Source organism: Arthrobacter sp. P4_F11, from assembly GCF_056401395.1.
This window is the reverse complement of record NZ_JBFUJK010000010.1, coordinates 1-22422: the sequence shown is the minus strand read 5'-3', so window position 1 is coordinate 22422 and position 22422 is coordinate 1. Positions and strand designations below refer to the sequence as shown.

General features: G+C 67.8%; 21 protein-coding genes. 10 read left to right on the top strand and 11 right to left on the bottom strand.

All coding sequences use genetic code 11. The features are described 5' to 3' along the window. Window positions 1–60 precede the first annotated feature (60 nt). Genes rsgA through AC1DRO_RS12515 form a run of 3 tightly spaced genes read right to left on the bottom strand, consistent with a single transcriptional unit; the run spans window position 61 to window position 3128 of the window. Entirely contained in the window at window positions 61–1176 is a 1116-nt protein-coding gene (gene rsgA / locus AC1DRO_RS12525; protein WP_079553032.1) for a ribosome small subunit-dependent GTPase A, read from the bottom strand. Further along, window positions 1160–2572, bottom strand: coding sequence for a 3-phosphoshikimate 1-carboxyvinyltransferase (gene aroA / locus AC1DRO_RS12520; protein ID WP_476951042.1), 1413 nt, complete (start codon window positions 2570–2572; stop codon window positions 1160–1162). The genes rsgA and aroA overlap by 17 nt, the downstream gene beginning before the upstream one ends. Before the next feature lie 7 nt (window positions 2573–2579). Then, window positions 2580–3128 (bottom strand): DoxX family protein, encoded by a 549-nt coding sequence (locus AC1DRO_RS12515; RefSeq protein ID WP_028277492.1) that lies wholly within the window; start codon window positions 3126–3128, stop codon window positions 2580–2582. A gap of 248 nt (window positions 3129–3376) precedes the next feature. Here AC1DRO_RS12515 and AC1DRO_RS12510 point away from each other — a divergent pair, with 248 nt between their 5' ends. After that, the gene (locus AC1DRO_RS12510) at window positions 3377–4129 is read left to right on the top strand and encodes a sigma-70 family RNA polymerase sigma factor (protein ID WP_156945176.1); all 753 of its coding nucleotides are present in this window, start codon (window positions 3377–3379) and stop codon (window positions 4127–4129) included. Next, window positions 4126–4386, top strand: a complete 261-nt coding sequence (rsrA, locus tag AC1DRO_RS12505) for a mycothiol system anti-sigma-R factor (protein WP_018775287.1) — start codon at window positions 4126–4128, stop codon at window positions 4384–4386. The genes AC1DRO_RS12510 and rsrA overlap by 4 nt, the downstream gene beginning before the upstream one ends. Window positions 4387–4483: 97 nt before the next feature. Here the strand turns inward: rsrA and AC1DRO_RS12500 are convergent, their stop codons facing one another. The 5 genes from AC1DRO_RS12500 to AC1DRO_RS12480 form a co-directional block, all read right to left on the bottom strand. Beyond that, on the bottom strand, window positions 4484–4558 hold the full coding sequence (locus AC1DRO_RS12500; RefSeq protein WP_104061284.1) for a 50S ribosomal protein bL37: 75 nt from the start codon (window positions 4556–4558) through the stop codon (window positions 4484–4486). Between the two features lie 114 nt (window positions 4559–4672). After that, window positions 4673–5311: a PadR family transcriptional regulator gene (locus tag AC1DRO_RS12495; protein WP_028277494.1), complete on the bottom strand. Its 639-nt coding sequence runs from the start codon at window positions 5309–5311 to the stop codon at window positions 4673–4675. Next, on the bottom strand, window positions 5311–6138 hold the full coding sequence (locus tag AC1DRO_RS12490) for a DUF4097 family beta strand repeat-containing protein (RefSeq protein ID WP_476951041.1): 828 nt from the start codon (window positions 6136–6138) through the stop codon (window positions 5311–5313). Before AC1DRO_RS12490 ends, AC1DRO_RS12495 begins: the two co-directional genes overlap by 1 nt. Window positions 6139–6288: 150 nt before the next feature. Continuing rightward, window positions 6289–6888 carry a GDSL-type esterase/lipase family protein gene (locus tag AC1DRO_RS12485; RefSeq protein WP_028277496.1) on the bottom strand — a complete coding sequence of 200 codons (600 nt, stop codon included), beginning with the start codon at window positions 6886–6888 and terminating at the stop codon, window positions 6289–6291. A 112-nt stretch (window positions 6889–7000) separates the two neighbouring features. After that, a complete protein-coding gene (locus tag AC1DRO_RS12480; RefSeq protein WP_476951040.1) occupies window positions 7001–10822 on the bottom strand; it encodes a multifunctional oxoglutarate decarboxylase/oxoglutarate dehydrogenase thiamine pyrophosphate-binding subunit/dihydrolipoyllysine-residue succinyltransferase subunit in 3822 nt (1273 codons plus the stop codon). A gap of 353 nt (window positions 10823–11175) precedes the next feature. Here AC1DRO_RS12480 and AC1DRO_RS12475 point away from each other — a divergent pair, with 353 nt between their 5' ends. From AC1DRO_RS12475 to AC1DRO_RS12450, 6 genes are all read left to right on the top strand, one after another. Further along, a complete protein-coding gene (locus tag AC1DRO_RS12475; RefSeq protein ID WP_476951039.1) occupies window positions 11176–12654 on the top strand; it encodes a GuaB1 family IMP dehydrogenase-related protein in 1479 nt (492 codons plus the stop codon). 318 nt (window positions 12655–12972) lie between these two features. Then, window positions 12973–14310: a hemolysin family protein gene (locus AC1DRO_RS12470; RefSeq protein WP_476951038.1), complete on the top strand. Its 1338-nt coding sequence runs from the start codon at window positions 12973–12975 to the stop codon at window positions 14308–14310. Then, a complete protein-coding gene (locus AC1DRO_RS12465) occupies window positions 14307–15371 on the top strand; it encodes a hemolysin family protein (RefSeq protein ID WP_476946911.1) in 1065 nt (354 codons plus the stop codon). Before AC1DRO_RS12470 ends, AC1DRO_RS12465 begins: the two co-directional genes overlap by 4 nt. 162 nt (window positions 15372–15533) lie before the next feature. Beyond that, window positions 15534–16508: a metal ABC transporter solute-binding protein, Zn/Mn family gene (locus AC1DRO_RS12460; protein ID WP_476951037.1), complete on the top strand. Its 975-nt coding sequence runs from the start codon at window positions 15534–15536 to the stop codon at window positions 16506–16508. A gap of 49 nt (window positions 16509–16557) precedes the next feature. Beyond that, window positions 16558–17373 (top strand): metal ABC transporter ATP-binding protein, encoded by an 816-nt coding sequence (locus AC1DRO_RS12455; protein WP_476951036.1) that lies wholly within the window; start codon window positions 16558–16560, stop codon window positions 17371–17373. Beyond that, a complete protein-coding gene (locus AC1DRO_RS12450; protein ID WP_476951035.1) occupies window positions 17374–18261 on the top strand; it encodes a metal ABC transporter permease in 888 nt (295 codons plus the stop codon). Window positions 18262–18380: 119 nt separating this feature from the next. On the opposite strand, the gene AC1DRO_RS12445 is transcribed toward AC1DRO_RS12450, so the two are convergent. Then, window positions 18381–18842 carry a Fur family transcriptional regulator gene (locus AC1DRO_RS12445; protein ID WP_476951034.1) on the bottom strand — a complete coding sequence of 154 codons (462 nt, stop codon included), beginning with the start codon at window positions 18840–18842 and terminating at the stop codon, window positions 18381–18383. A 132-nt stretch (window positions 18843–18974) separates the two neighbouring features. Between AC1DRO_RS12445 and AC1DRO_RS12440 the strand changes: the two genes are divergently transcribed. Next, window positions 18975–19631, top strand: a complete 657-nt coding sequence (locus AC1DRO_RS12440; RefSeq protein WP_243181235.1) for an MBL fold metallo-hydrolase — start codon at window positions 18975–18977, stop codon at window positions 19629–19631. A gap of 61 nt (window positions 19632–19692) precedes the next feature. On the opposite strand, the gene AC1DRO_RS12435 is transcribed toward AC1DRO_RS12440, so the two are convergent. Then, entirely contained in the window at window positions 19693–20793 is a 1101-nt protein-coding gene (locus tag AC1DRO_RS12435; RefSeq protein WP_476951033.1) for a PLP-dependent cysteine synthase family protein, read from the bottom strand. A 48-nt stretch (window positions 20794–20841) separates the two neighbouring features. Here AC1DRO_RS12435 and AC1DRO_RS12430 point away from each other — a divergent pair, with 48 nt between their 5' ends. Beyond that, the gene (locus AC1DRO_RS12430; protein WP_476951032.1) at window positions 20842–21714 is read left to right on the top strand and encodes a sulfurtransferase; all 873 of its coding nucleotides are present in this window, start codon (window positions 20842–20844) and stop codon (window positions 21712–21714) included. Between the two features lie 77 nt (window positions 21715–21791). Here AC1DRO_RS12430 and AC1DRO_RS12425 read toward each other — a convergent pair. Further along, on the bottom strand, window positions 21792–22422 hold a 631-nt coding region (locus AC1DRO_RS12425; protein WP_476951031.1), incomplete at its 5' end, for an HNH endonuclease.

The window sequence follows — 22422 nt, the reverse complement described above, 5'->3', positions numbered from 1 at the left end:
CAAACCGGGCCGCCGGGCGGTAGGCCGCGGCACGGCGCCGCCGCCCCGTTGCTGGTCCGGCTAGGAGACGGTGCCCAGTTCCTTGGTTTCCTGCGCTTCCATCCGCGGGTCAGTGCCCAGCAGCCGGCGCAGGGACGCGAGCCTGGCCGGTCCCGAAGGCCCCGCGTGCCCGGCCGCAACCCACTTGTCGACGCCGCAGTTGACGGCGGTGGAGTCATGCTTGCAGCCGCGTTCGCAATCATCGGTGCCCGGCTCCAGGTCCGGGAAGGAGCGCAGGATCCGGTCCGGGTCCACGTGGGCCAGGCCGAAGGACCGGATGCCGGGGGTGTCGATGATCCAGCTGCCGGCCGGGGCATCGTTGACTTTGAGCGCCAGTGCCGAGGAGGACGTGTGGCGGCCGCGGCCGGTTACCGCGTTCACGCCTCCCGTGGCCCGCTCGGCCCCGGTCAGGGCGTTGACCATGGTGGACTTGCCGACGCCGGAATGGCCCAGCATCACGGTGACCTTGCCGTCGAGGTAGTCGCGCAGCTGGGATACCGCGTCCTTGTCGAGCCGGGCGGAGAGCCCGTCGTCGGAGCGGGCGTCGATGCCGGAAGCGGCGGAGTCCGCGGTCTTGGAGATGATGACGGGGAAGTCGAGGTGCTGGTAGTTGGACAGCAGCTCGGCGGGATCCTTGACGTCGGCCTTGGTGACGAGCAGCAGCGGCTCAATGCCGGCGTCGTACGCGGCCACCAGCGCGCGGTCGATGAAACCGGTCCGCGGCTCGGGGTTGGCGGCGGCGACCACCACCACCAGCTGGTCGGCGTTGGCCACGACGGCACGTTCGATCGGGTCCGTGTCGTCGGCGCTGCGGCGCAGCAGCGTCTTGCGGTCCTGGATCTTGACCAGCCGCGCCAGGGTGTCGGGCTCGCCGGTGACGTCCCCCACGAGGGAGACGAAGTCGCCGGCAACCACCGGGTTGCGGCGCAGTTCCCGGGCCCGGGCCGCGATGATCTTGCGTTCGTCCGCGGTCCCTTCGCCGACGACGGCGGTGTAGCGGCCGCGGTCAACGGTGATGATGCGTCCGGTGACGGCGTCGTCGTAGCTGGGCCGGTCCTTGGTGCGGGGCCGTGTGCCCTTCTTGTTCGGCCGGATCCGGACGTCGGACTCGTCCCAGGAATCAGTGCTGCGTGCCACCGGCGGTGTCCTCATCTGCGGCGGATCCCTGGGCCAGCATCGCTTCCCAGAGTTGCGGGAAATCGGGCATGGTCTTGGCCGTGGTGGCGATGTCCTCGACTTCCACGCCGGCTACGGCAAGGCCGAGGATGGCGCCGGCGGTTGCCATGCGGTGGTCCGCGTAGCTGTGCACCACGCCGCTGTGCAGCGCGGCCGGGCGGATGATGAGGCCGTCGGGGGTTTCTTCGGCGTCGCCGCCGAGGCGGTTGATTTCGGCGACGAGGGCGGCGAGCCGGTCCGTTTCATGGCCGCGGAGGTGGGCGATGCCGCCCAGACGTGAGGGGCCGGTGGCGAGGGCGCACAGCGCGGCTACGGTGGGGGCGAGTTCGCTGGTCTCGTCGAAGTCGCCGCCCTTGATCTCCGGCCCTCCGCTGACGGTCAGGGTGCCGCCGTCAACCGTCACCGTGGCGCCCATAGCGGTCAGGATTCCGCGCCAGAGATCACCCACCTGGGTGGTTTCCGCGGGCCAGTTCGGGATCCGCACGGTGCCGCCGGTGGCCAGGGCCGCCGCGAGGAAGGGTCCGGCGTTCGAGAGGTCCTGCTCGATCCGGACGTCGAAGGAGCGGATCGGGCCGGGGGAGACAACCCAGTGGTTCGGCACCGAGTCGTCGACCGCCACGCCCACACCGCGCAGCACGGCCACGGTCATGTTGATGTGGTCCAGGCTCGGCACGGGCTTGCCGACGTGTTCGCTGCTTTGATGTTCGAGGTGGAGTCCCTCGGTGAAGCGCGCCCCGGCCAGCAGCAGGGCGGAGACGAACTGGGACGAAGCGCTGGCATCAATGACCAGGTGGCCGCCGCGCACCTCACCAGAGCCGTGCACCGTGAACGGCAACGACGACGCCGGACCGCCGTCGGGTGCGGTGACTGCCACACCCAGGCCGGCGAGGGCCTCGATAATGGTGCCCATGGGGCGTTTGCGGGCATGCGGGTCGCCGTCGAAACGGGACTCACCGCGGCGCAGCGCGGCCACCGGCGGCACAAAGCGCATGACCGTGCCGGCCAGGCCACAGTCGATCGCCGTGTCCGCCGACGCGGCATCCATGCTGATCGGGACGATTTCCAGGTCGGGGCCGAAGGCGCCGTCGCCGGGCACTTCCGTGACGGTGGCCCCCAACTGCCGCAGGGCCTCAATCATCAGCGCGGAATCCCGGGAGTGCAGGGGAGCCCGCAGCCGCGAAGGTCCGTCCGCGAGGGCGGCGAGCACGAGGTACCGGTTGGTCAGGGACTTGGATCCGGGAACGGTGACAGTGGCATCGACCGGCCGTGCGGCGAAGGGTGCGGGCCAGTGCGTACCGGCTGCATGGGCGCCGGCAGGGTGGGACGGGGCAGCTGCAGAGGGGGTGGTGCCAGTCATTACCGTCTTAGGCCCCGGCAGAGTGGTCTACGGCCTTGCGGACGACTTTGTCGGCCTTCTTCAGCTGCTTATTGGTGGTCTTGCGGGCATCGGCGGCGAGGTGGCCGGCGCTCTTCTTGGCATCGGCCGCCAGGTGCCCGGCGCGCCAGGCCAGGCTGGGCTTGCCGGCGGTATCGACCGCGGCGAGGAGCACGCCGCCGGTGAGGGAGACGTTTTTCAGGAGCTGTTTGCGGCGGGCGTCGCGGGCTTCCTTCGAGGAGATGTCCGCGCTGCGCCATTCGACGTAGCCGTTCAGGAGCGAAATGACGGCGAGCAGGGTGGCCGCCAGCCGGGCGGACTTGCCGAGGGCGAAGCAGACGCCGGCACCGATCTGGGTGCCGCCGATCACGCGTGCCACGACTTTCTCATTTGGCTGGAACGGCAAGGCGTCGGCCGCACGCCGCAACAGGGGGGACAGCTGGGCCGCAGTGTCATCCGCGTTCTTGAGCTTGTCCATGCCGGCGAGGACGAAACTGGAGGCGAGCATGGGCCGGGCGAGAAAGCGGACAAACGACATGAATTTCCTCCTGGATGGACGAACAGCGGCTTCACTGCGGGAGAACCGGTTCTAGTCTTGCACTTTTGCGGAATATTTGCCCGCAGGACGTGGTTGTGAAAGGCAGATCCCAGCAGGCTAACGAAGGCGGAGATTTGACTCTGGTCAAAGACAGGGCGGAACCGGAAGCCGGTTCCGGGCAATCATGGACCCTCGCGCTTCCGTCGGTTCCGGGTGCCCGGCGGAAGGTGACAGTAGACTTGAACGCAATGAGCACCATGGACCCGGCCGTTGCGGCCATGCACGAGGTTGCCGGAAACGACGCCACGCCCACCAAGACACCTGATGCCGGCACGCCCGCCGCTTTGGAGACCGAGGTGGACGGGAAGCCCCTTGATGTCTCCACCGAGTCCGCGGAAGAGCGCCGGGTGCGCTTTGAGCGTGACGCCATGCAGTACGTGGACCAGCTGTATTCGGCGGCCATGAGGATGGCCCGGAACCCCTCCGACGCCGAGGACCTGGTCCAGGAGGCGTATACGAAGGCGTTTTCCGCGTTCCACCAGTACAAGCCCGGAACCAATCTGAAGGCCTGGCTGTACCGCATCCTCACCAACACGTACATCAACCTGTACCGGAAGCGTCAGCGCGAGCCGCTGCAGTCGAATTCGGACACCATCGAGGACTGGCAGCTGGCCCGCGCCGAGTCGCATACGTCCTCGGGACTGCGTTCGGCGGAGGCTGAGGCCCTGGACCACCTGCCCGACTCGGATGTGAAGCGCGCCCTCCAGTCGATTCCGGAGGAATTCCGGCTGGCCGTGTACTTCGCCGACGTCGAGGGTTTCGCGTACAAGGAAATTTCGGACATCATGAACACCCCCATCGGGACCGTCATGTCGCGGCTGCACCGCGGCCGGAAGATGCTGCGGGACATGCTGGCGGACTATGCCGCCGAACGAGGATTCAGGGCCGCCACCGAGTCAAGCGCCGCGGCCGACAGCAACAAACAGGAGAACAGGAAATGAGCGACTGCCAGGGACTGGGCGATTGCGATGACGCCCGGATGCAACGTATCTATGAATATCTGGATGGTGCGCTCACGCGTGCAGACATCGCAGAGATCAAGGACCACCTGGACAGTTGCCCGGAGTGCCTGGAGCAGTACGACCTCGAATGTGTCATCCGCGTGATGGTCAAGCGTTCGTGCACGGAAGCAGCTCCGGAAAACCTCAAGAACTCCATCCTGGACCGGATTCACTCGATCCGGACAGTGGAAGCGTGAGCCGGACCAGGGAAGCCTGAGCCGACATAAACGAATGACCCCGGATTCCGTGAGGATTCCGGGGTCATTCGTCTAAAGCTGTCATTCCAAGCTTTGCTTAGGCGTTGGGGCGCTTACCGTGGTTCGCGCCGCCACGCTTACGGTCACGACGTTTACGTGCACGTTTGCTCATAGCTGGCCTCCTTAATCTTGGTACTCAAAAGAGCTGCCCTCAAGTCTCCCACATCGCGGCACCCGCCGCGAACCGGAGGCCCGTGCTACGGGCCGCGGCCGGTCCGGCCCGGCCTCAGCCCTCCAACGAATTTCGGATCGAGATCCGGGCCTGGTCCAGCACGGTCCTGACCGTTTCGAGCGTGACGGCGGTAACCGGACGGCTCCCGGCATGACGGCGCAGTTCCACCCGCATGTCGTCCCGGAACGCCTGCACCAGCATTTCCGCCTCCTTCAGCCGCCGTTCGCCCTCCGGGGAGTACCGCGGGCTTCCCGCGCCGCCGGCAGTGCCCGTCCCGCCGGCAGAACCGGCGGCGCGGGCCGAGGTCCGGGCCGCCTCCGCCGTGGCCGCAAGGTCGGCCCGGAGGCCGCGCATGTTGACGCGGATGTCCTGGCGCAGGTTGTCGGCAAGCCGGCGGACCGACGCCGAGATGTCGTTCTCGACGCCGGCGAGTTCGTCCCGCCGGCGGTTCAGTTCCGTGAGGCCGGCCGGAGTGATGCTGTAGTTGGTGCGGCGGCCTTCCGTGCGGGTGGCGACGAGCCCTTCCTCTTCGAGCTTGCCCAGGCGCGGGTAGATGGTTCCGGCACTGGGGGAGTACGTGCCGCCGAAACGCTCGCTGAGCGCCTTGATCAGCTCGTAGCCGTGCTTGGGGCCCGATTCGAGCAGGGCGAGCAGGTACAGCCGCAGCGCCCCGTGGGCGAAGACGGGAGGCATCAGAGGGCCGTTTCGGTGTCCGGGCTGGGCTGGCCGTGGAAGAGCGACGTTTTTCCGGAGACCGAGTTGGTCCGGACCAGCATCAGCTTGGCGTCCGGTCCCGCAATGGTCTGCACCGTGCCGCCGGGCTGGACGTACCTCGTGTCATCGATGACCACCGCGCCGCTGGCGGACTTGGCCACGATGTCCACCCCGACGTCGTGCGGCAGCCGGATGGTAACGTCGCCGGAGACCGAATTGGCGCCAAAGTCATGGGTGAAGCCGTGCAGGTCGAAGTTCAGGTCGCCGCTGACGGTGTTCGCCCGGATGTTGCTGAATTCGCCCGAGGCCGTCACTTCACCGGAGACGCTCTTGGCGGTCAGGACGCCGCGGTGGTTGCGGGCAATCACCTCGCCGCTGACAGTGTTGACGGACAGGTTGCCGGCGGTGCCGTCGGCCAGCACGGATCCCGAGACGGTGTTGAGCCGGGTGTGGCCGCTGAGCCCGGAAACCATGCCGTCGCCGCTCACCGTCCCGGCCTCGACCTCGACGCCGGCCGGCAGGGCGATGCTGATGACCACCGAGTTGCTGCTGCCGTTGTTGACGGTGCTCATCAGGTTCTTGAACCAGCCCTGCGGGCCGTGCAGCTGGTGGCGGACTTCCAGGCGGCCGTTGACGATCGAAACCGACAGGGGATCGCCTTCGATTTCGGAGACCTCGATCCTGGCAACGTCCTCGTCATGGGTGACGATGTCGAAGCGGCCGCGGACAATCCCGAGTTTGAGGGAGTGGACGCCGTCGACGTCGATGGTCTGCGGGCCGGTCACGGTCCACGTGTTCTCTGACATGGTTCCTCCGGAAAGGCGAAAGGGGCTGGGCAACTAACGATATATCGCGACTATGAAGTCACGATATATCGCGCTTGCCGGCAGGTCAAGATATATCGCGAAATCCCCTGGAGGGTGGGACCCGGCGCGACCGGTTGCCTGCTTACCCGCCTATTCCGGAGTGTCCAGGCCCAGCCACTGGAACCAGCCGCGGTGCAGCACGAGCCAGGCCATGAGGCCATAGCCGGCCTGGCCGGGCGTGCCGCCGTTGGCCGCGAGGTCCTGGCGCCACTGCTCGTGGTTCAGCAGCGGCGAGAACGTGTCGACATAGAGGTGCTTCCGGCGCGTCGTGACGTCGGCAAAGGCGGTGTTGAGCTCGCCGAGCCTGCGGTTCTGTGCGGGGTCGAGCGTGGGCGGCGGGCCCACGACGAAGACCTCGATCTTGTTCTGGGAGGCGGAGTCCAGGATGTTGGCCAGGTTCAGGCGGCTTCGGGCAGTGGACAGGCCGAACTCAATGTCGCGTCCTGACAGGCCGATCACCAGGCGGTTTTCGTGGTGGTTGCCGAATCGTCGGCCCGACTCCTCGAGCCAGCGGGCTGCAAGGCCCTCGGTGCCCTCTTCGGGGCATGGCAGGGAGTAGCACTCCAGGGCCACGCTGTCCTGCGGCGTGCGGGCCAGGACCCGGCCCAGCCAGCCCAAGGCGCGCGGATCACCAAGCCCGGCCAACAGCTCGTCCCCAACGGCTGCGATCCGCAGCTTCCGATCTTCCACGACTACCTCTTCACTTCAACGCTGTCCATCAAGCTGACCACTAATAGTCCATTAAACAGAACCGCCCGGCCGGAGTGTTGTTGTTTCAGTCTCCGGCCGGGCAGTAATGCCGCTATTTACGAGCGAATGCCTGCTTGAGCAGGGAGTCCTGTTCTGCCGCGTGGCGCTTCATCGACCCTGCCGCGGTGGAGGCCGAGGCGGGGCGGGAGATGAGGCGGACCCGGCGGTCCAGGGCGTCCGGCAGGTTCAGGCCGATGAACGGCCACGGACCCTGGTTGGCCGGTTCATCCTGCGCCCAGACCACTTCGGCGTTCGGGTACTTGGCCAGCTCCGCGGCGATCTCGTCGGCCGGCAGCGGGTACAGCTGCTCGACGCGGACGATCGCCGTGGTCTTGTTCTCGGTCTTCTGCCGGGTGGACAGCAGATCGTAGTACAGGCGTCCGGAGACCAGCAGCACGCGTTCGACGGCGTCGGCCTGCAGCTGCGCGTGTTCCGGAATGACCGGGCGGAACGAGCCGGTGGTGAAGTCCTCCACGGAGGACGCGGCGGCCTTGAGGCGGAGCAGCTGCTTGGGCGTGAAGATGATGAGCGGCTTGCGCGGCCTGCTGTACGCCTGGCGGCGCAGCAGGTGGAAGTGCGAGGCCGACGTCGTGGGGTTGGCCACGATCATGTTCTCTTCGGCGCACATCTGCAGGAAGCGCTCGATGCGGGCGGAGGAGTGGTCCGGGCCCTGGCCCTCGTAGCCGTGCGGCAGCATGAGAACCAGCGAGGACCGCTGGCCCCATTTCTGCTCGGCCGAGGAGATGAACTCATCGATGATGGTCTGCGCGCCGTTGACGAAGTCACCGAACTGCGCTTCCCAGAGCACCAACGCATCCGGGCGTTCCACCGAGTATCCGTATTCGAAGCCCATGGCGGCGTATTCGGAGAGCAGCGAATCGTAGATCCACAGCTTCGCCTGGTCATCCGAGAGGTGGGACAGCGGAAGCCACTCGTCGCCGTTGGCGCGGTCGTGGAAGACGGCGTGGCGCTGCACGAAGGTGCCGCGGCGCGAGTCTTGGCCTGCGAGCCGGACGGGGACGCCTTCCATGATGAGCGAACCGAACGCGGCCAGTTCACCGAAGCCCCAGTCGATGCCGCCTTCGCGGGACATCGCCTCACGCTTCTCCAGCAGCTGCTTGAGCTTGGCGTGGACGGTGAAGCCGTCCGGGATATCGGTGTGGGCCTTGCCGATGCGGGCCAGGGTCTCCGCGGAGATCGCGGTGGATACCGGCGCGCTGACGCCGGAATCGGACTGCTGGGCCATGGGGCGTTCCAGGTCCGACACCGCGGCCGAATCGGCCGTGATGATCGGGATCGGGGACGTCTGGGCCGCGTGGGTTTCCGCGAAGACGCGTTCCAGGCGTTCCTGGTAGTCCCGCAGCAGCTGCTCGGCTTCTTCCTCGGTGATGTCACCGCGGCCGATCAGCGATTCGGTGTACAGCTTGCGGACCGAGCGCTTGGCCTCGATCAGGTTGTACATCAGCGGCTGGGTCATCGAGGGGTCATCGCCCTCGTTGTGGCCGCGGCGGCGGTAGCAGACCATGTCGATGACAACGTCCTTGTGGAAACGCTGGCGGAACTCGTAGGCAAGCTGCCCGATGCGGACCACGGCCTCCGGGTCGTCGCCGTTCACGTGGAACACCGGTGCCTGGATCATCTTGGCGACGTCCGTGGAGTACGTGGAGGACCGCGAGGACGACGGTGCGGTGGTGAAGCCGACCTGGTTGTTGACCACGATGTGGATGGTGCCGCCGGTGCGGTACCCGCGCAGCTGGGAGAGGTTGAGCGTTTCCGCGACCACGCCCTGGCCCGCGAAGGCGGCGTCGCCGTGCACCATGATCGGCAGCACGGGGAACGCCTCGCCCTGGTCCAGGCGGTCCTGCTTGGCACGGACGATTCCTTCGAGGACGGAATCGACGGCCTCGAGGTGGGACGGGTTCGCGGCGAGGTAGACCTTGGTCTCCTTGCCGTTGTCCGAGGTGAAGGTGCCCTCGGTGCCCAGGTGGTACTTGACGTCGCCGGAGCCCTGCACGGAGCGCGGGTCCTGGGTGCCTTCGAATTCGCGGAAGACCTGCGCGTAGGTCTTGCCCGCGATGTTGGTCAGCACGTTGAGGCGGCCGCGGTGGGCCATGCCGATCGCCACTTCGTCGAGTTCGTCGTCGGCGGCGTCGGAGATGATCGCGTCCAGCAGCGGGATCAGGGACTCGCCGCCCTCGAGCGAGAAGCGCTTCTGGCCGACGAACTTCGTCTGCAGGAAGGTCTCGAAGGCCTCGGCGGCGTTGAGCTTGGAGACGATGCGCAGCTGCTCGTCGCGGCTCGGCTTCGAGTACGGGTGCTCCAGCTGGTCCTGGAACCACTTGCGCTCGGCCGGGTCCTGAATGTGCATGTATTCGATGCCGGCGGTGCGGCAGTAGGCATCACGGAGGACGCCGAGGATGTCGCGGAACTTGAGCATCGGCCTGCCGCCGAAGCCGCCGGTGGGCCACTCGCGGTCCAGGTCCCACAGGGTCAGGCCGTAGGTCAGGACATCGAGGTCCGGGTGCTTGCGCTGGACGTACTCGAGCGGATCGGTGTCCGCCATGAGGTGGCCGCGCACGCGGTAAGCGTGGATCAGCTGCTGGATCCGGGCGACCTTGTTGATCTCGTCGGCCGGGTCCACCTGAAGGTCGGGGCTCCAGCGCACGGGCTCGTAGGGGATACGCAGGGACTCGAAGATCTCGTCGTAGAAGTTCTGCGCGCCCAGCAGCAGCTGGTGCACGAGCTTGAGGAACTCGCCGCTGCCGGCACCCTGGATGACGCGGTGGTCATAGGTGGAGGTCAGTGTGAGGACCTTGCTGATCGCGTTCTGCGCGATGATCTTCTCGCTGGCACCCTGGAACTCGGCAGGGTAGTCCAGTGCGCCGACGCCGATGATGGCGGCCTGGCCCTTGGACAGGCGCGGGACCGAGTGGACGGTGCCGATGCCGCCGGGGTTGGTCAGGGACACGGTGGTGCCGGAGTGGTCGTCCGCGGTCAGCTTGCCGTTGCGGGCACGCTTGATCAGGTCCTCGTAGGTGTGCCAGAACTCGGAGAAGTTGAGGGTCTCCGCCTTCTTGATGTTCGGGACCATGAGCAGGCGGGTGCCGTCGGGCTTGGGCATGTCGATCGCGATGCCGAAGTTCACGTGCGCCGGCTGGACAGCCACCGGCTTGCCGTCGATCTCGTCGTAGTAGACGTTCATCGACGGGAACTGGGACAGGGCGCGGATGACGGCGTAGCCGATCAGGTGCGTGAAGGAGACCTTGCCGCCGCGGGCGCGGGCCAGGTTGGAGTTGATGACCACGCGGTTGTCGATCAGGAGCTTCGCCGGGATGGCGCGCACGCTCGTCGCGGTCGGCACTTCCAGGCTGGTGACCATGTTCGAGGCGATCGCCTTGGCCGGGCCGCGCAGGACCGAGACGACATCTTCTTCGGGAGCCGTCGGGGCCTTGAGGTTCTTGGGCAGCTGCGCCGGGATCGGTGCGGTGCCGGGGCCGGCATCGGAAGTCTTGGAGCCGTCCCGGGCGACGGTGGCCGGGGCTTTCTTGGCGGCGGGCGCAGCCGGTGCGGGCGCAGCCGTGGCGGCGGGCGCAGCCGTGGCGGCGGGAGCTGCGGGGGCGGCGGGGGCAGGTGCAGCCGGAGCGGCGGCGGGCGCTACAACGGGAAGTTCACGGGTGGCAGGATGCACAGCTGTCGCGGTGCCGGACGTTCCGTTGGCGGGAGAGGCGTCACTAGCTTCAAAGGATTCGAACAGGGGCCACCACTTGGAGTCGACCGTGTTCTTGTCCTGCTGGTAACGCTCATACAGTTCGTCAACGAGCCACTCGTTTCCGCCAAATTCCTCTGGTAGACGGTGGCTAGGCTGCTCTGGCACTTGAAATACGCCTCTTCCGTGAGTTTGATTCCCTCTGGCTTCCACGGTGCCTCGGCACAACGATTGAGCCAGTCTCTGCGTCCAGTGAACCCAGACCCATGCCAGTCTAGTGAGGATTCTTGCCAAACCGCCAATAAGCGTGACCCAAATCATGATCCGCCCCGGCAGCCGCCGAATTGCGGTGAAGAAGAGTTGCCGAATCGGCCCCGGATGCGGCCCTCATGCGGTGCCCTGCGCGAGGCCGGACGCGGTGCCGGAGGCGGTGCCGGCCCCGCCGGAAACCGCCCTAGAATGCAGTGAGAACCCGTTTGTCGCCGACGGTGCCAGCTGCGGGTGCCAGCAAAGGAGCAGCAGTGCGTTTCCTGAATGAGCCCACCACCGATCTGACCTACTCGGACCTCTTCCTGGTCCCGTCCCGGTCCGATGTCACCTCCCGCCTGGACGTCGACCTCGCGGCCGACGACGGGACCGGCTCCGCGATCCCGCTCGTGGCGGCGAACATGACGGCGGTCACGGGGAAGCGGATGGCCGAGACCATGGCCCGCCGCGGCGGCCTTGGCGTCCTGCCGCAGGACGTCCCGCTCGACGTCATCCGTGACGTCACGGCCTGGATCAAGGGGCGCCACCCGGTCCTGGAAACCCCCGTCACGCTCGCGCCCACGGACACCGTCATTGATGCCCTCCACCTGATGGGCAAGCGGCCGCACGGGGCCGTTGTGGTGGTGGACGACTCCGGCGCGGTCACCGGTGTTGTCAGGGCCACCGACTGCGAGGGTCAGGACCGTTTCGCGTCGCTGGCCTCCGTCATCCGCCACCAGCCGCTGGTGCTCGACGCCGGACCGCTCGCCGGCAGATTGTTTGGGGGCGCGTCGGCGGCCGATGCTGCGCAGGCCCTCCGCCGCGCCTTTGAAGCGATGGACGCCGCCGGAACCGACTACGCACCGGTGCAGCAGGACGGGGTCCTGGCCGGCGTGCTCACCCGTAAGGGCGCCCTGCGCTCCACGCTCTACCGGCCGTCCCTGGACGACGAGGGCAGGCTGAAGGTCGCTGCCGCCGTCGGCATCAACGGGGACGTGGCCGGGCGGGCCGCCGAATTGCTGGCGGCCGGCGTGAACGTGCTGGTCCTCGACACCGCGCACGGGCACCAGCAGAAGATGTTCGACGCCCTCGCCGCCGTGAAGGGTCTCAACCCCGGCGTGCCGGTGGTCGCCGGCAACGTCGTCACCGGCGATGCCACGCGTGAGCTCATCGAGGCCGGGGCGGACATCGTCAAGGTCGGGGTGGGCCCCGGCGCCATGTGCACCACGCGCATGATGACGGCCGTGGGCCGCCCCCAGTTCAGTGCCGTCCTGGAATGCTCCGCCGCGGCCCGGGAAGCCGGCGGCCGGGTATGGGCCGACGGCGGGGTCCGCTACCCGCGCGACGTCGCCCTGGCCCTGGCCGCCGGGGCCAGCCAGGTCATGATCGGCTCCTGGTTTGCCGGTACGCACGAGAGCCCCGGGGACCTGCAGCTCGACGCCTCGGGCCGGCAGTACAAGGAGAGCTTCGGCATGGCGTCCGCCCGGGCGGTGCAGAACCGCAACCAGCGCGAGGGCGCCTTCGAAAAGGACCGCAAGGCTTTGTTCGAGGAGGGCATCTCCACGTCCCGCATGTATGTGGACGCGGCCCGGCCCGGCGTCGAGGACCTGCTGGACATGATCACCGCGGGCCTGCGCAGTTCCATGAGCTACGCCGGCGCTGCCGATCTCGCCGCTTTCCGGGAACGCGCCGTGGCAGGCATCCAGTCCGCAGCCGGGTACGAGGAGGGCCGGCCCGTCCCGCAGAGCTGGTGAGTCCGGCGCGGCCGGTGACGCGGGCGGTCGGGGGCTGGTGGCGGTTGCTCCTGTAGACTGAACTTCTTATGGACAGTAAATCTAGGTGCCGGCCTGGGGGCTGTCAGCGGAGTACGGAAACCGTTCCCGCCCAGTCCACCCGCAGAGCCGGCAAACCCCGTTCACGCGCCCATCACTCTCCGGCCGCACGCCATTCCGGAGCTATCCAGGAAACAGGGTCGGCCGCCGCCGACCATCCTCCGCCAGGCCGGGCCTTCCCGCATTTGCGTCCCCTGACGCGGCACGTGCCATGCGCTGCTGCGGAAGCAGGCCGCTGACATGGAATGGCTACTCCTCGCAGCAGGCCTCCTGCTCATCCTCGGCACCGGCTTCTTTGTCGCCGTGGAATTTTCCCTGGTCGCCCTGGACCAGGCCACCGTGCAGCGCGCCGTTGACACCGGCGACACCGCCGCCGAGCCGTTGCTCAGATGTCTCAAGTCACTCTCCACCCAGCTTTCCAGCTGCCAGCTGGGCATCACCATGACCACGCTGCTGACCGGCTATGTCATGGAACCGTCCGTGGGCAAGCTGCTCGAAGGCCCCCTCACCGCGCTCGGTGTCCCGCCGGCGGCGGCTGCCTCGCTGTCCCTGGTCCTGGCAATGGCGGTGGCCACCCTGCTCTCCATGGTGATCGGCGAGCTGGTGCCCAAGAACATGGCCATCGCGCTGTCGTTTCCGATCGGCAAGGCCGTGGCCCGGCCCCAGCTGGTGTTCACCGCTATCTTCAAGCCCGCCATCGTGGTGCTCAACGGCTTCTCCAACAAGGTCCTCAACGTCTTCGGCCTGGAGGCCAAGGAGGAAATCTCCGGCGCCCGCACCCCGGCCGAGCTGGCCTCGCTGGTGCGCCGCTCCGCGGCCATGGGCACCCTCGACGCCGGAACGGCCAACTTCATCGCCCGAACCCTGAAGTTCTCCGGGCGGACCGCCGCGGACGTCATGACCCCCCGCATCCGCGTGGAGACCATCGACGCCGACCAGCCGGTCTCGGATATCGTCGAGGCCGCCAAGCGCACCGGATATTCCCGGTTCCCCGTGATCGGCGAGTCCTCCGATGACATCCGCGGAGTGGTCCACATCAAGAAGGCCATTGCCGTGCCCGCAGACCGCCGCGCCAAGCTGCAGGCGGGAGCCATCATGACCGGCGTGCTCCGGGTCCCCGAAACCATCCACCTTGACGCCCTCCTCGCCGAACTGCGCGAGGGCAACCTGCAACTGGCCGTGGTCCTGGATGAATACGGTGGAACCGCCGGCATCACCACGCTGGAGGACCTCGTGGAGGAAATCGTCGGGGAAGTGGCCGATGAGCATGACAAGGTCCGGCCCGGCCTGCTCCAAAGCGCCTCGGGCGACTGGTACTTCCCGGGCCTGCTCCGGCCCGATGAACTCTCCGAACAGATCCCGGGCCTGACCGTGCCCGACGAGGCTGCCTACGAAACGGTGGGAGGCTACGTCATGAGCCAGCTCGGCCGCATCGCGGCAGTCGGCGACACGGTCGACGTCGTCGGCGGGACACTCAGCGTGACCCGCATGGATGGCCGCCGGATCGACCGGATCTGTTTCCGGCCCGTCCGGGTGTCCGGCGACGGCCAGCCCGCCAGCCAGGCAGGTGCAGCATGAGCGACTGGGCAGGAATCCTCTGGCTTGCGTTCCTCCTGGTGGGCAACGCCTTCTTCGTGGCCGCCGAATTCGCCGTCATGTCGGCCCGCCGCAGCCAGATCGAGCCGCTGGCCGAAGCAGGTTCCAAGCGCGCGCAGACCACACTGCGGGCGATGGAAAACGTTTCCCTCATGCTCGCCTGCGCCCAGCTCGGCATCACCGTCTGCTCGCTGCTGATCCTGCAGGTGGCCGAGCCCGCGATCCACCACCTCCTGGCCGTGCCGCTGGAAGCGGCGGGCGTCCCCGTGGAGGTCGCGAACATTGTGGCCTTCGCCGTCGCCCTGCTGTTGGTGACGTTCCTGCACGTCACGTTCGGCGAAATGGTGCCCAAGAACATCTCCGTGTCCGTCGCGGACAAGGCGGCGCTGCTGCTGGCGCCGCCGCTGATGTTCATCGGGCGGCTCGTCAAGCCCGTCATTGCGGCGCTTAACTGGTCCGCGAACCACATCCTGAAGCTGATGCGGATTGAGCCGAAGGACGAGGTGACCTCCACCTTCACCCTTGAAGAAGTGCAGTCGATCGTGCAGGAATCCACCCGCCACGGACTCGTGGACGACGACGCCGGACTCATCACCGGAGCGCTCGAGTTCTCCGAACACACCGCGTCCCGTGTGATGGTTCCGCTGGGCAAACTCGTCATGCTCAAGGCGGCCACCACACCGGTCGAATTCGAAAAGGCAGTGAGCCGGACCGGGTTCTCGCGCTTCCCGATGCTCGACGACGACGGCATGCTGGCCGGCTACCTCCATATCAAGGACGTGCTGTCCATCCCGGACGCCGGGTACCACCAGCCGATTGCGGAAAGCCGCATCCGGTCGCTGGCGAACCTCGCCATGGACGACGAAATCGAGCAGGCCATGTCCGTCATGCAGCGCACGGGTTCGCACCTGGCCCGCGTGATCGGACCCGACGGGCTGACCCAGGGCGTGTTGTTCCTCGAAGACGTCATCGAGCAGCTCGTCGGCGAAATCCGGGACGCGACGCAGGCCACCGGCTACCGCAGGCTGGGCCAGGACCAGTAAGGGACAGCCCAATAACGGGCGGCCCAGTAAGCGGCAGCCCAGCTGCGGCCGGGCGCCGGCGGGGCACGCCGTGTATCCCTAAATAGGAATGATTCCTATTTAGGGATACACTCGGGCTGTTGCTATTGCTCCTGATTCTCAATAACAGATCCGAGGTTTTCCGTGCGTCGTCCCGCTGCCCGAGTCCTGCTGGCTGGTCTTGCCGGCATGGGCCTCCTGCTCACCGCGTGCAGTCCGACGTCCGGCAGCCCGCGGGGGACCGCGGGGGACGGCATGGTCAACGTCGTCGCATCCACCAGCGTGTACGGCGACATCGTCTCCAGTATCGGCGGCGACAAGGTCCGGGTCAGCTCGATCATCAACCGCACCAGCCAGGACCCGCACTCCTACGAGGCGACCACGCAGGACAAGCTGGCCGTCTCCAAGGCCGAGCTGGTGGTGGAGAACGGCGGGGGATACGACGCCTTCATCGACACGCTGGCGACCGACACCGGACTGGACCGCGGCAGCGTCATCAGCGCCGTGGACGTTTCAGGCCTTGTCTCCGAAAGCGCTGCCAGCGAAAGCCCGGCAGCGGCGAGCCCCGACTCCGCCGGCCACACCCACGGGTCCGCGGGGCTGAACGAACACGTCTGGTACAGCCTGCCTGCCATGTCCCGCCTCGCGGACGCCGTCGCCGGGAAGCTGGGCTCGCTGGAACCGGCCTCGGCGCAGACGTTCCGGAGCAACGCGGCGGCCTTCAAGGACTCGCTCCGCGGCCTGGAAACGAAGCTCGCCGCCATCAAGTCCTCGGCGGGCCACGCGCCCGTGGCCGTCACCGAGCCTGTACCGCTGTACCTGCTCGAGGACGCCGGACTGGAGAACGAAACCCCGGCCGAGTACACCGCGGCGATCGAGGAAGACGCCGACGTCCCGCCCGCCGTGCTCAAGACCACCGTCGATCTCGTGGCATCCCGGGGCGTCCGGCTGCTGGCCTACAATACTCAGACCGAGGGACCGCAGACGGCGGCGGTGAAAAAAGCCGCCGAGAACGCCGGCGTCCCGGTCGTGAACTTCAGCGAGACCCTCCCGGACGGCCAGTCCTACCTGCAGTGGATGACCGGAAACGTGGAGAGCATCGGCAAGGCCCTAGGATGATCGCAACAGCGGGAGCAGCCATCTCCGCGGAAAATCGAGGAAACCCCTTTTGACACCGGTAGTGAGCCTGCGCGGCGCCTCCCTGGCGTTCGGCCAACGGACTCTCTGGGAGGGCCTGGACCTGGACATCAACCCGGGGGAATTCTTTGCCGTGCTCGGGCCCAACGGCAGCGGCAAGACCACCTTCCTGAAGGTCCTGCTGGGACTGCAGGAACTGAGCACGGGAACGGCCGTGCTCGACGGCCACCCCGTTGAGCGGGGAAGCCGCCGGATCGGCTACGTGCCCCAGCAGAAATCATTCGACCCCGATACGCCCCTGCGCGCCCGCGACCTCGTGGCCCTCGGCGTCGACGGCCACCGCTGGGGCATCCGCCTCGGCGGCGCCAAGGTGAACCGCAAAGTCGATGAACTCCTGGAGCTTGTGGGCGCCACCGATTACGCCAAGGTGCCGGTGGGGCAGCTTTCCGGCGGTGAGCAGCAGCGCCTGCGCGTGGCGCAGGCCCTCGCGACCGATCCCAGGGTGCTGCTGTGCGACGAGCCGCTGCTCTCCCTTGACCTTCAGCACCAGCAGGGCGTCAGCGCGCTGATCAACAGGCAATGCCGCGACGCGGACAGCGCCGTGGTGTTCGTGACCCACGAGATCAACCCGATCATGGACTACGTGGACCGGGTCCTGTACCTGGCCGGCGGAAAGTTCCGGGTGGGCACACCCGCGGAGGTCATGACCACCGAGGTGCTCTCCGATTTGTATGACAGCCGTGTTGAAGTCATCCAGGCCAACGGCCGGCTGATCGTCGTCGGGCTGCCGGATGCCGCGACGCACCACCATCTGGACGCGCACTCAGTCGCGGGCGAGGTGGGCTAAATGGATCTGGGCGACCTGCTGCACTCAATCTTCAACTTCGAAAACTACGGCGAGCTGCTGGTCCTGGTGCAGAACTCCATCTGGGCCGGCGCCGTCCTCGGGCTGCTCGGCGGAATCATGGGCACCTTCGTGATGAAACGCGACCTCGCCTTCGCCGTCCACGGAATCTCGGAGCTCTCCTTTGCCGGCGCGGCGTTCGCACTGATGATCGGCGCCGACATCATCCTCGGCTCGCTGGCGGGATCCGTGCTGGCAGCCCTGGTGCTCGGCGTCATGGGGGTCCGCGCACGGGACAAGAACTCGATCATCGGCGTCATCATGCCCTTCGGGCTTGGCCTGGGCATCCTCTTCCTGTCGCTGTACGAGGGCCGGGCGGCCAACAAGTTCGGCCTGCTCACCGGGCAGATCGTGTCGGTCGGGACCGTCCAGCTGCAGGTCCTGGCGGTCGCCGCCGTCGTGGTGATGCTGGCGCTGGCCGCCATCTGGCGGCCGTTGACCTTTGCCAGTGTCGACCCCGACGTCGCCACCGCCCGCGGCGTGCCGGTGCGGGCCCTCGCCCTTGGTTTCATGGTGCTGCTGGGGATCAGCGTGGCGCTGTCCATCCAGATTGTGGGCGCGCTGCTGGTGCTGGCCCTGCTGATCACACCCGCGGCCGCCGCCATGCGCGTCACGTCCTCGCCCCGGCTGGTGGTCACGCTGAGCATCGTCTTTGCGATGACGGCGACCGTCGGAGGCATCCTGCTGGCCCTCGGCGGCCGGCTGCCGATCAGCCCCTATGTGACCACGTTGTCCTTCCTGATCTACGTGGCCTGCCGGATGATCGGTGGCGCACGGGCCAGGCGGGGACTCAACGGCCGGGTGGTGCGGAGCGCGGGAGCTGTGGCTTAAACGCTCGCCACTGCGGCGGAATTTCCCCAGGTTTGCCGCCGGCCGCCGGCGGGTCCCTGCGCCCCGCCGGTGATTTCCTGGGTCACGAGGTCAAAGGTGGGGAATTTCAGCAGCTCCGGCTACTGGCCGGGCTGAGTGGCTGTGCATTCGGGGCACAGGCCGAAGATTTCCACGGTGTGCTCCACCGCGGTGAAGCCGTGCTCATTCGCGATCCGCGCGGCCCAGGCCTCGACCGCCGGTGCTTCCACTTCCACGGCCTTGCCGCAGTTCCGGCACAGCAGGTGATGGTGGTGCCCGGTGACGGCGCAGCGCCGGTACACCGCTTCGCCGTCGGCGTTGCGCAGGACATCCACCAGCCCGTCGTCGGCGAGGGACTGCAGGATCCGGTAAGAGGTCGCGAGGGACACCGCGGTGCCGCGCTCCTGGAGGATGCGGTGCAGTTCCTGGGTGCTGACGAAGTCCGCAAGATCGTCCAAGGCGGCACTGACGGCGAGGCGCTGCTTGGTGACGCGCTGTTCTTTACCCTGCACGGGTGCCGAGGCCGGAGTCCGGCTGCTGCCGGTGGTAGCGCCTTGGGACATCGTGGAACTCGCTTCGTCAAAAGAATTCGCGGGTGGGACTCGCTGAGGGTGGCAATGTCCAAGATTACCAGCGCCCAGGATTGCCAGCACCGCTCCGTGGACACTGTGACGGCTGGTGCCTAGGCTGGCCGGATGAAGCTGACCAAATTTACTCACGCCTGTGTCCGCCTCGAACAGGACGGCCGGGTGCTGGTGTTTGACCCGGGCACCTTTTCGGAGACGGACCAGGCCCTGGCCGGAGCACATGCTGTGCTCATTACCCACGAGCACGCGGACCATGTGGACGTCGACGCCGTCGCCGCGGCGTTGCAGTCGAACACCACGCTTGAGCTTTTCGCCCCGGAGACCGTGGCCGCGACGCTCCGCGGCAAGGCGCCCGACGCCGCGAGCCGCATCCATGCGGCGGGCGCGGGCGAGGAATTTGAAACGTCGGGCTTCGCCATCAGGACATTTGGCGGCCAGCACGCCCTCATCCATCCGCAGATCCCCGTGGTGGCCAACGTCGGCTACCTCGTCGACGGCAATGTCTACCATCCTGGGGACTCCTTCGCGATCCCCGACGGCGTCGACGTCAAGACGCTGCTCGTACCCATCCACGCCCCGTGGAACAAGGTGGGCGAAGTGGTGGATTTTGTCATCGGTGTGCGCGCACCGCAGGCCTTCCCGATCCACGACGCGCTCCTGAACGAGCTGGGCCGCGGCCTGGTGGAGGGGCACGTGACCCGGATCGGCGCCAAGTACGGCACCGAGTACCGGCACCTCTCCAGCGGCGATACAGCGGAGGTTTAGCCTCCGCGGGCGCCTTGGCGGGCAGAGGCCGGCGTACTGGCGGGCGGGCTGGCGGGCTGGTTTAGGCCGGCCAGGCGCCGGTCCGGAAGAACTCGCGCAGCACGGCCTCATGGGGTTCGGGCTCCAGGCCGTGGGCCTCCAGCCACTCCGGGCTGTAGTAATTTCCGGCGTAGCGGTCCCCGGCGTCGCACATCAGGGTCACAACACTGCCCCGGCGGCCCTCCGCGATCATCCCGGCGATGAGCTGCCACGCGCCCCAGAGGTTGGTCCCGGTGGACGGGCCCGCGTGCAGACCGGCGTGGTCCCTCAGATGCCGCATGGCCGCCACCGACGCGGCGTCGGGAACCTGGATCATGTGGTCGATCACGGCGGGCACAAAACTCGGCTCCATCCGCGGCCGGCCGATGCCCTCGATGCGGGAGGGCAATCCCACCGCGGGTCCGTCAGTTGTCCGGCCGTCGGGCCGGCTGTTCCGCCAGCCCGGATAGAACGCGGAATTTTCCGGGTCGACGACGGCGAGGCCCGTCTCGTAGCGGTGGTACCGCAGGTACCGGCCAATCGTGGCGCTGGTCCCGCCAGTGCCGGCCCCGACCACCACCCAGCGGGGGACCGGGTGCTCCTCCAGCGCCAGCTGGCCGAAGATCGATTCGGCGATGTTGTTGTTCCCGCGCCAGTCCGTGGCCCGTTCGGCGTACGTGAATTGGTCCATGTAGTGTCCGCCTGTGCTGCCGGCCAGATCCGCGGCGGCCTCGTAGACCTCGGAAGCGTGGTCCACCAGATGGCAGGAGCCGCCGAACTGTTCGATCAGGGCGATTTTCTCGCGGCTGGTGGTCCGGGTCATGACGGCGATAAAGGGCAGTCCCAGCAGCTGCGCAAAATAGGCTTCGGAGACGGCGGTGCTGCCGCTGGATGCCTCCACGATAGTGGTGCCTTCGCGGATCCAGCCGTTGACGAGGCCGAAGAGGAACAGGGACCGCGCCAGCCGGTGCTTGAGGCTGCCGGTGCGGTGGGTGGATTCGTCCTTCAGGTACAGCTGCACGCCCCAGTGCTCCGGGAGCGGCACCAAATACAGATGGGTGTCGGCTGAGCGGTTGTTTTCGGCGTTGATCCGGCGGACGGCCTCGTCGGCCCAGGCCCGGTCCTGCAGGTGCGCGGTGTTCACCGCTACAGCCTACCGGGGGCGGCGGGACGCCAAAGATAGAGTGGGGAAATGGACACCCTTCTCGATGCTGCCGCCCTCAAGGACCGGATGGACGGCGCCGGCGCAGCCGGCCAGCGCACAGTACTCCTCGACGTTCGCTGGGCGCTGGGGGATCCCCACGGTCACGACCACTACCTGCGCGGACACATCCCCGGGGCCGTCTTCGTGGATCTCGCCACTGAACTTGCCGGACCGGCGGAACCGGAACGCGGCAGGCATCCGTTGCCGCCGTCGGAGCAGTTCCAGGCGTCTGCGCGCCGCTGGGGCATCAACGACGGCGATGCGGTCGTAGCGTACGACGACAGCGGCAACATGGCTGCGGCCCGGGTGTGGTGGATGCTGCGCAACGCCGGCTTCAGTTCTGTGTACCTGCTCGACGGCGGCCTGGCCGCGTGGCGGGCTGCGGGGTTCGAGCTGGCGGCCGGACCCGAACAGCCGGCACCCGGAACCGTCACCCTGTCCGACGGCGCCATGCCCGCGATCGACGCCGGACAAGCCGCCACTTGGGGCCGCCGGGGACTGCTGTTGGACGCCCGGGCGGGGGAGCGGTACCGCGGAGAAATCGAACCCGTGGATCCCCGCGCCGGCCATATTCCCGGGGCCGTCAGTGCCCCCACCACCGGGAACCTGCGCGCTGACGGGCGCTTCCTGGCCCCGGCGGAGCTGCGGGAGCGCTTCGAACGGCTCGGTTACCGGGACGGCGTCCCCACTGCCGTGTACTGCGGATCCGGAGTGACGGCGGCCCATGAAATCGCCGCCCTAGAGGTTGCCGGCTTTTCCGCTGCCCTCTATCCGGGGTCCTTTTCGGAGTGGTGCCACGGTCCCGCGAACGATGTTGCCACCGGACCGGAACCGTACGGCGAGGACGCGGCTTCCCACTGAGGGCCAGCACGAGCACCGGACGGCCCGCGCGGGCTGCCCAGAGCTCCTCCAGCTCCTCCTGGGGCAGTCAATGATTCCTAGGCTGCGGCAGCCACTTTGGGCTTTCCACGCCTGAGCGTTTTGGCTTGGTGCCGGAGCTGGCGCCGGTGTCGGGAGCCCGGCTGGGACCCCGTCTGGTCCGTGGCTGATGGCCGGAGCGGAGTCCCGGGCAACGGTGGCGCGGTGGAGTAGTAGGTGTGGCCGGTGGGGGTGGTGAGTTCGAGGGTGTGGCGGAGCCCGGGTGCGGGGCGTGCTCTCCATCCGGGGGTTTCTTTGGTGTGGTTGCAGGCTTCGCAGAGGCCGGCGGCGTTGTCCGTAGTGGTCGGGCCGCCGGTGTGGTGGGGGACGATGTGGTCCAGATGACGGATGGGGGCGTCGCAGTAGGGGGTGCGGCACGTGTTGTCTCTGGTTTGGATGAAGCGGCGCAGGCCGGGTGGGAAGAGCCGGGCGCGGGAGTCCATCCCCACGAGCTCGCCGGTGCCGGGGTGGGTGTAGAGCCGCCGGAGCCAGAGGTTGAACGCGGGGTTGTCGCCGCTCCCGGCGGCGCCACCCGGTCCACGGGGACTGCCGGTGCTACCGCCCGGCGACGGGTTGATAAGGGTGCGGGCCCAGGCGGCGGGGACGGTGCCGTAGCCGGGCAGCCGGGCGGGTTCGGAGCCGGCCTGGAAG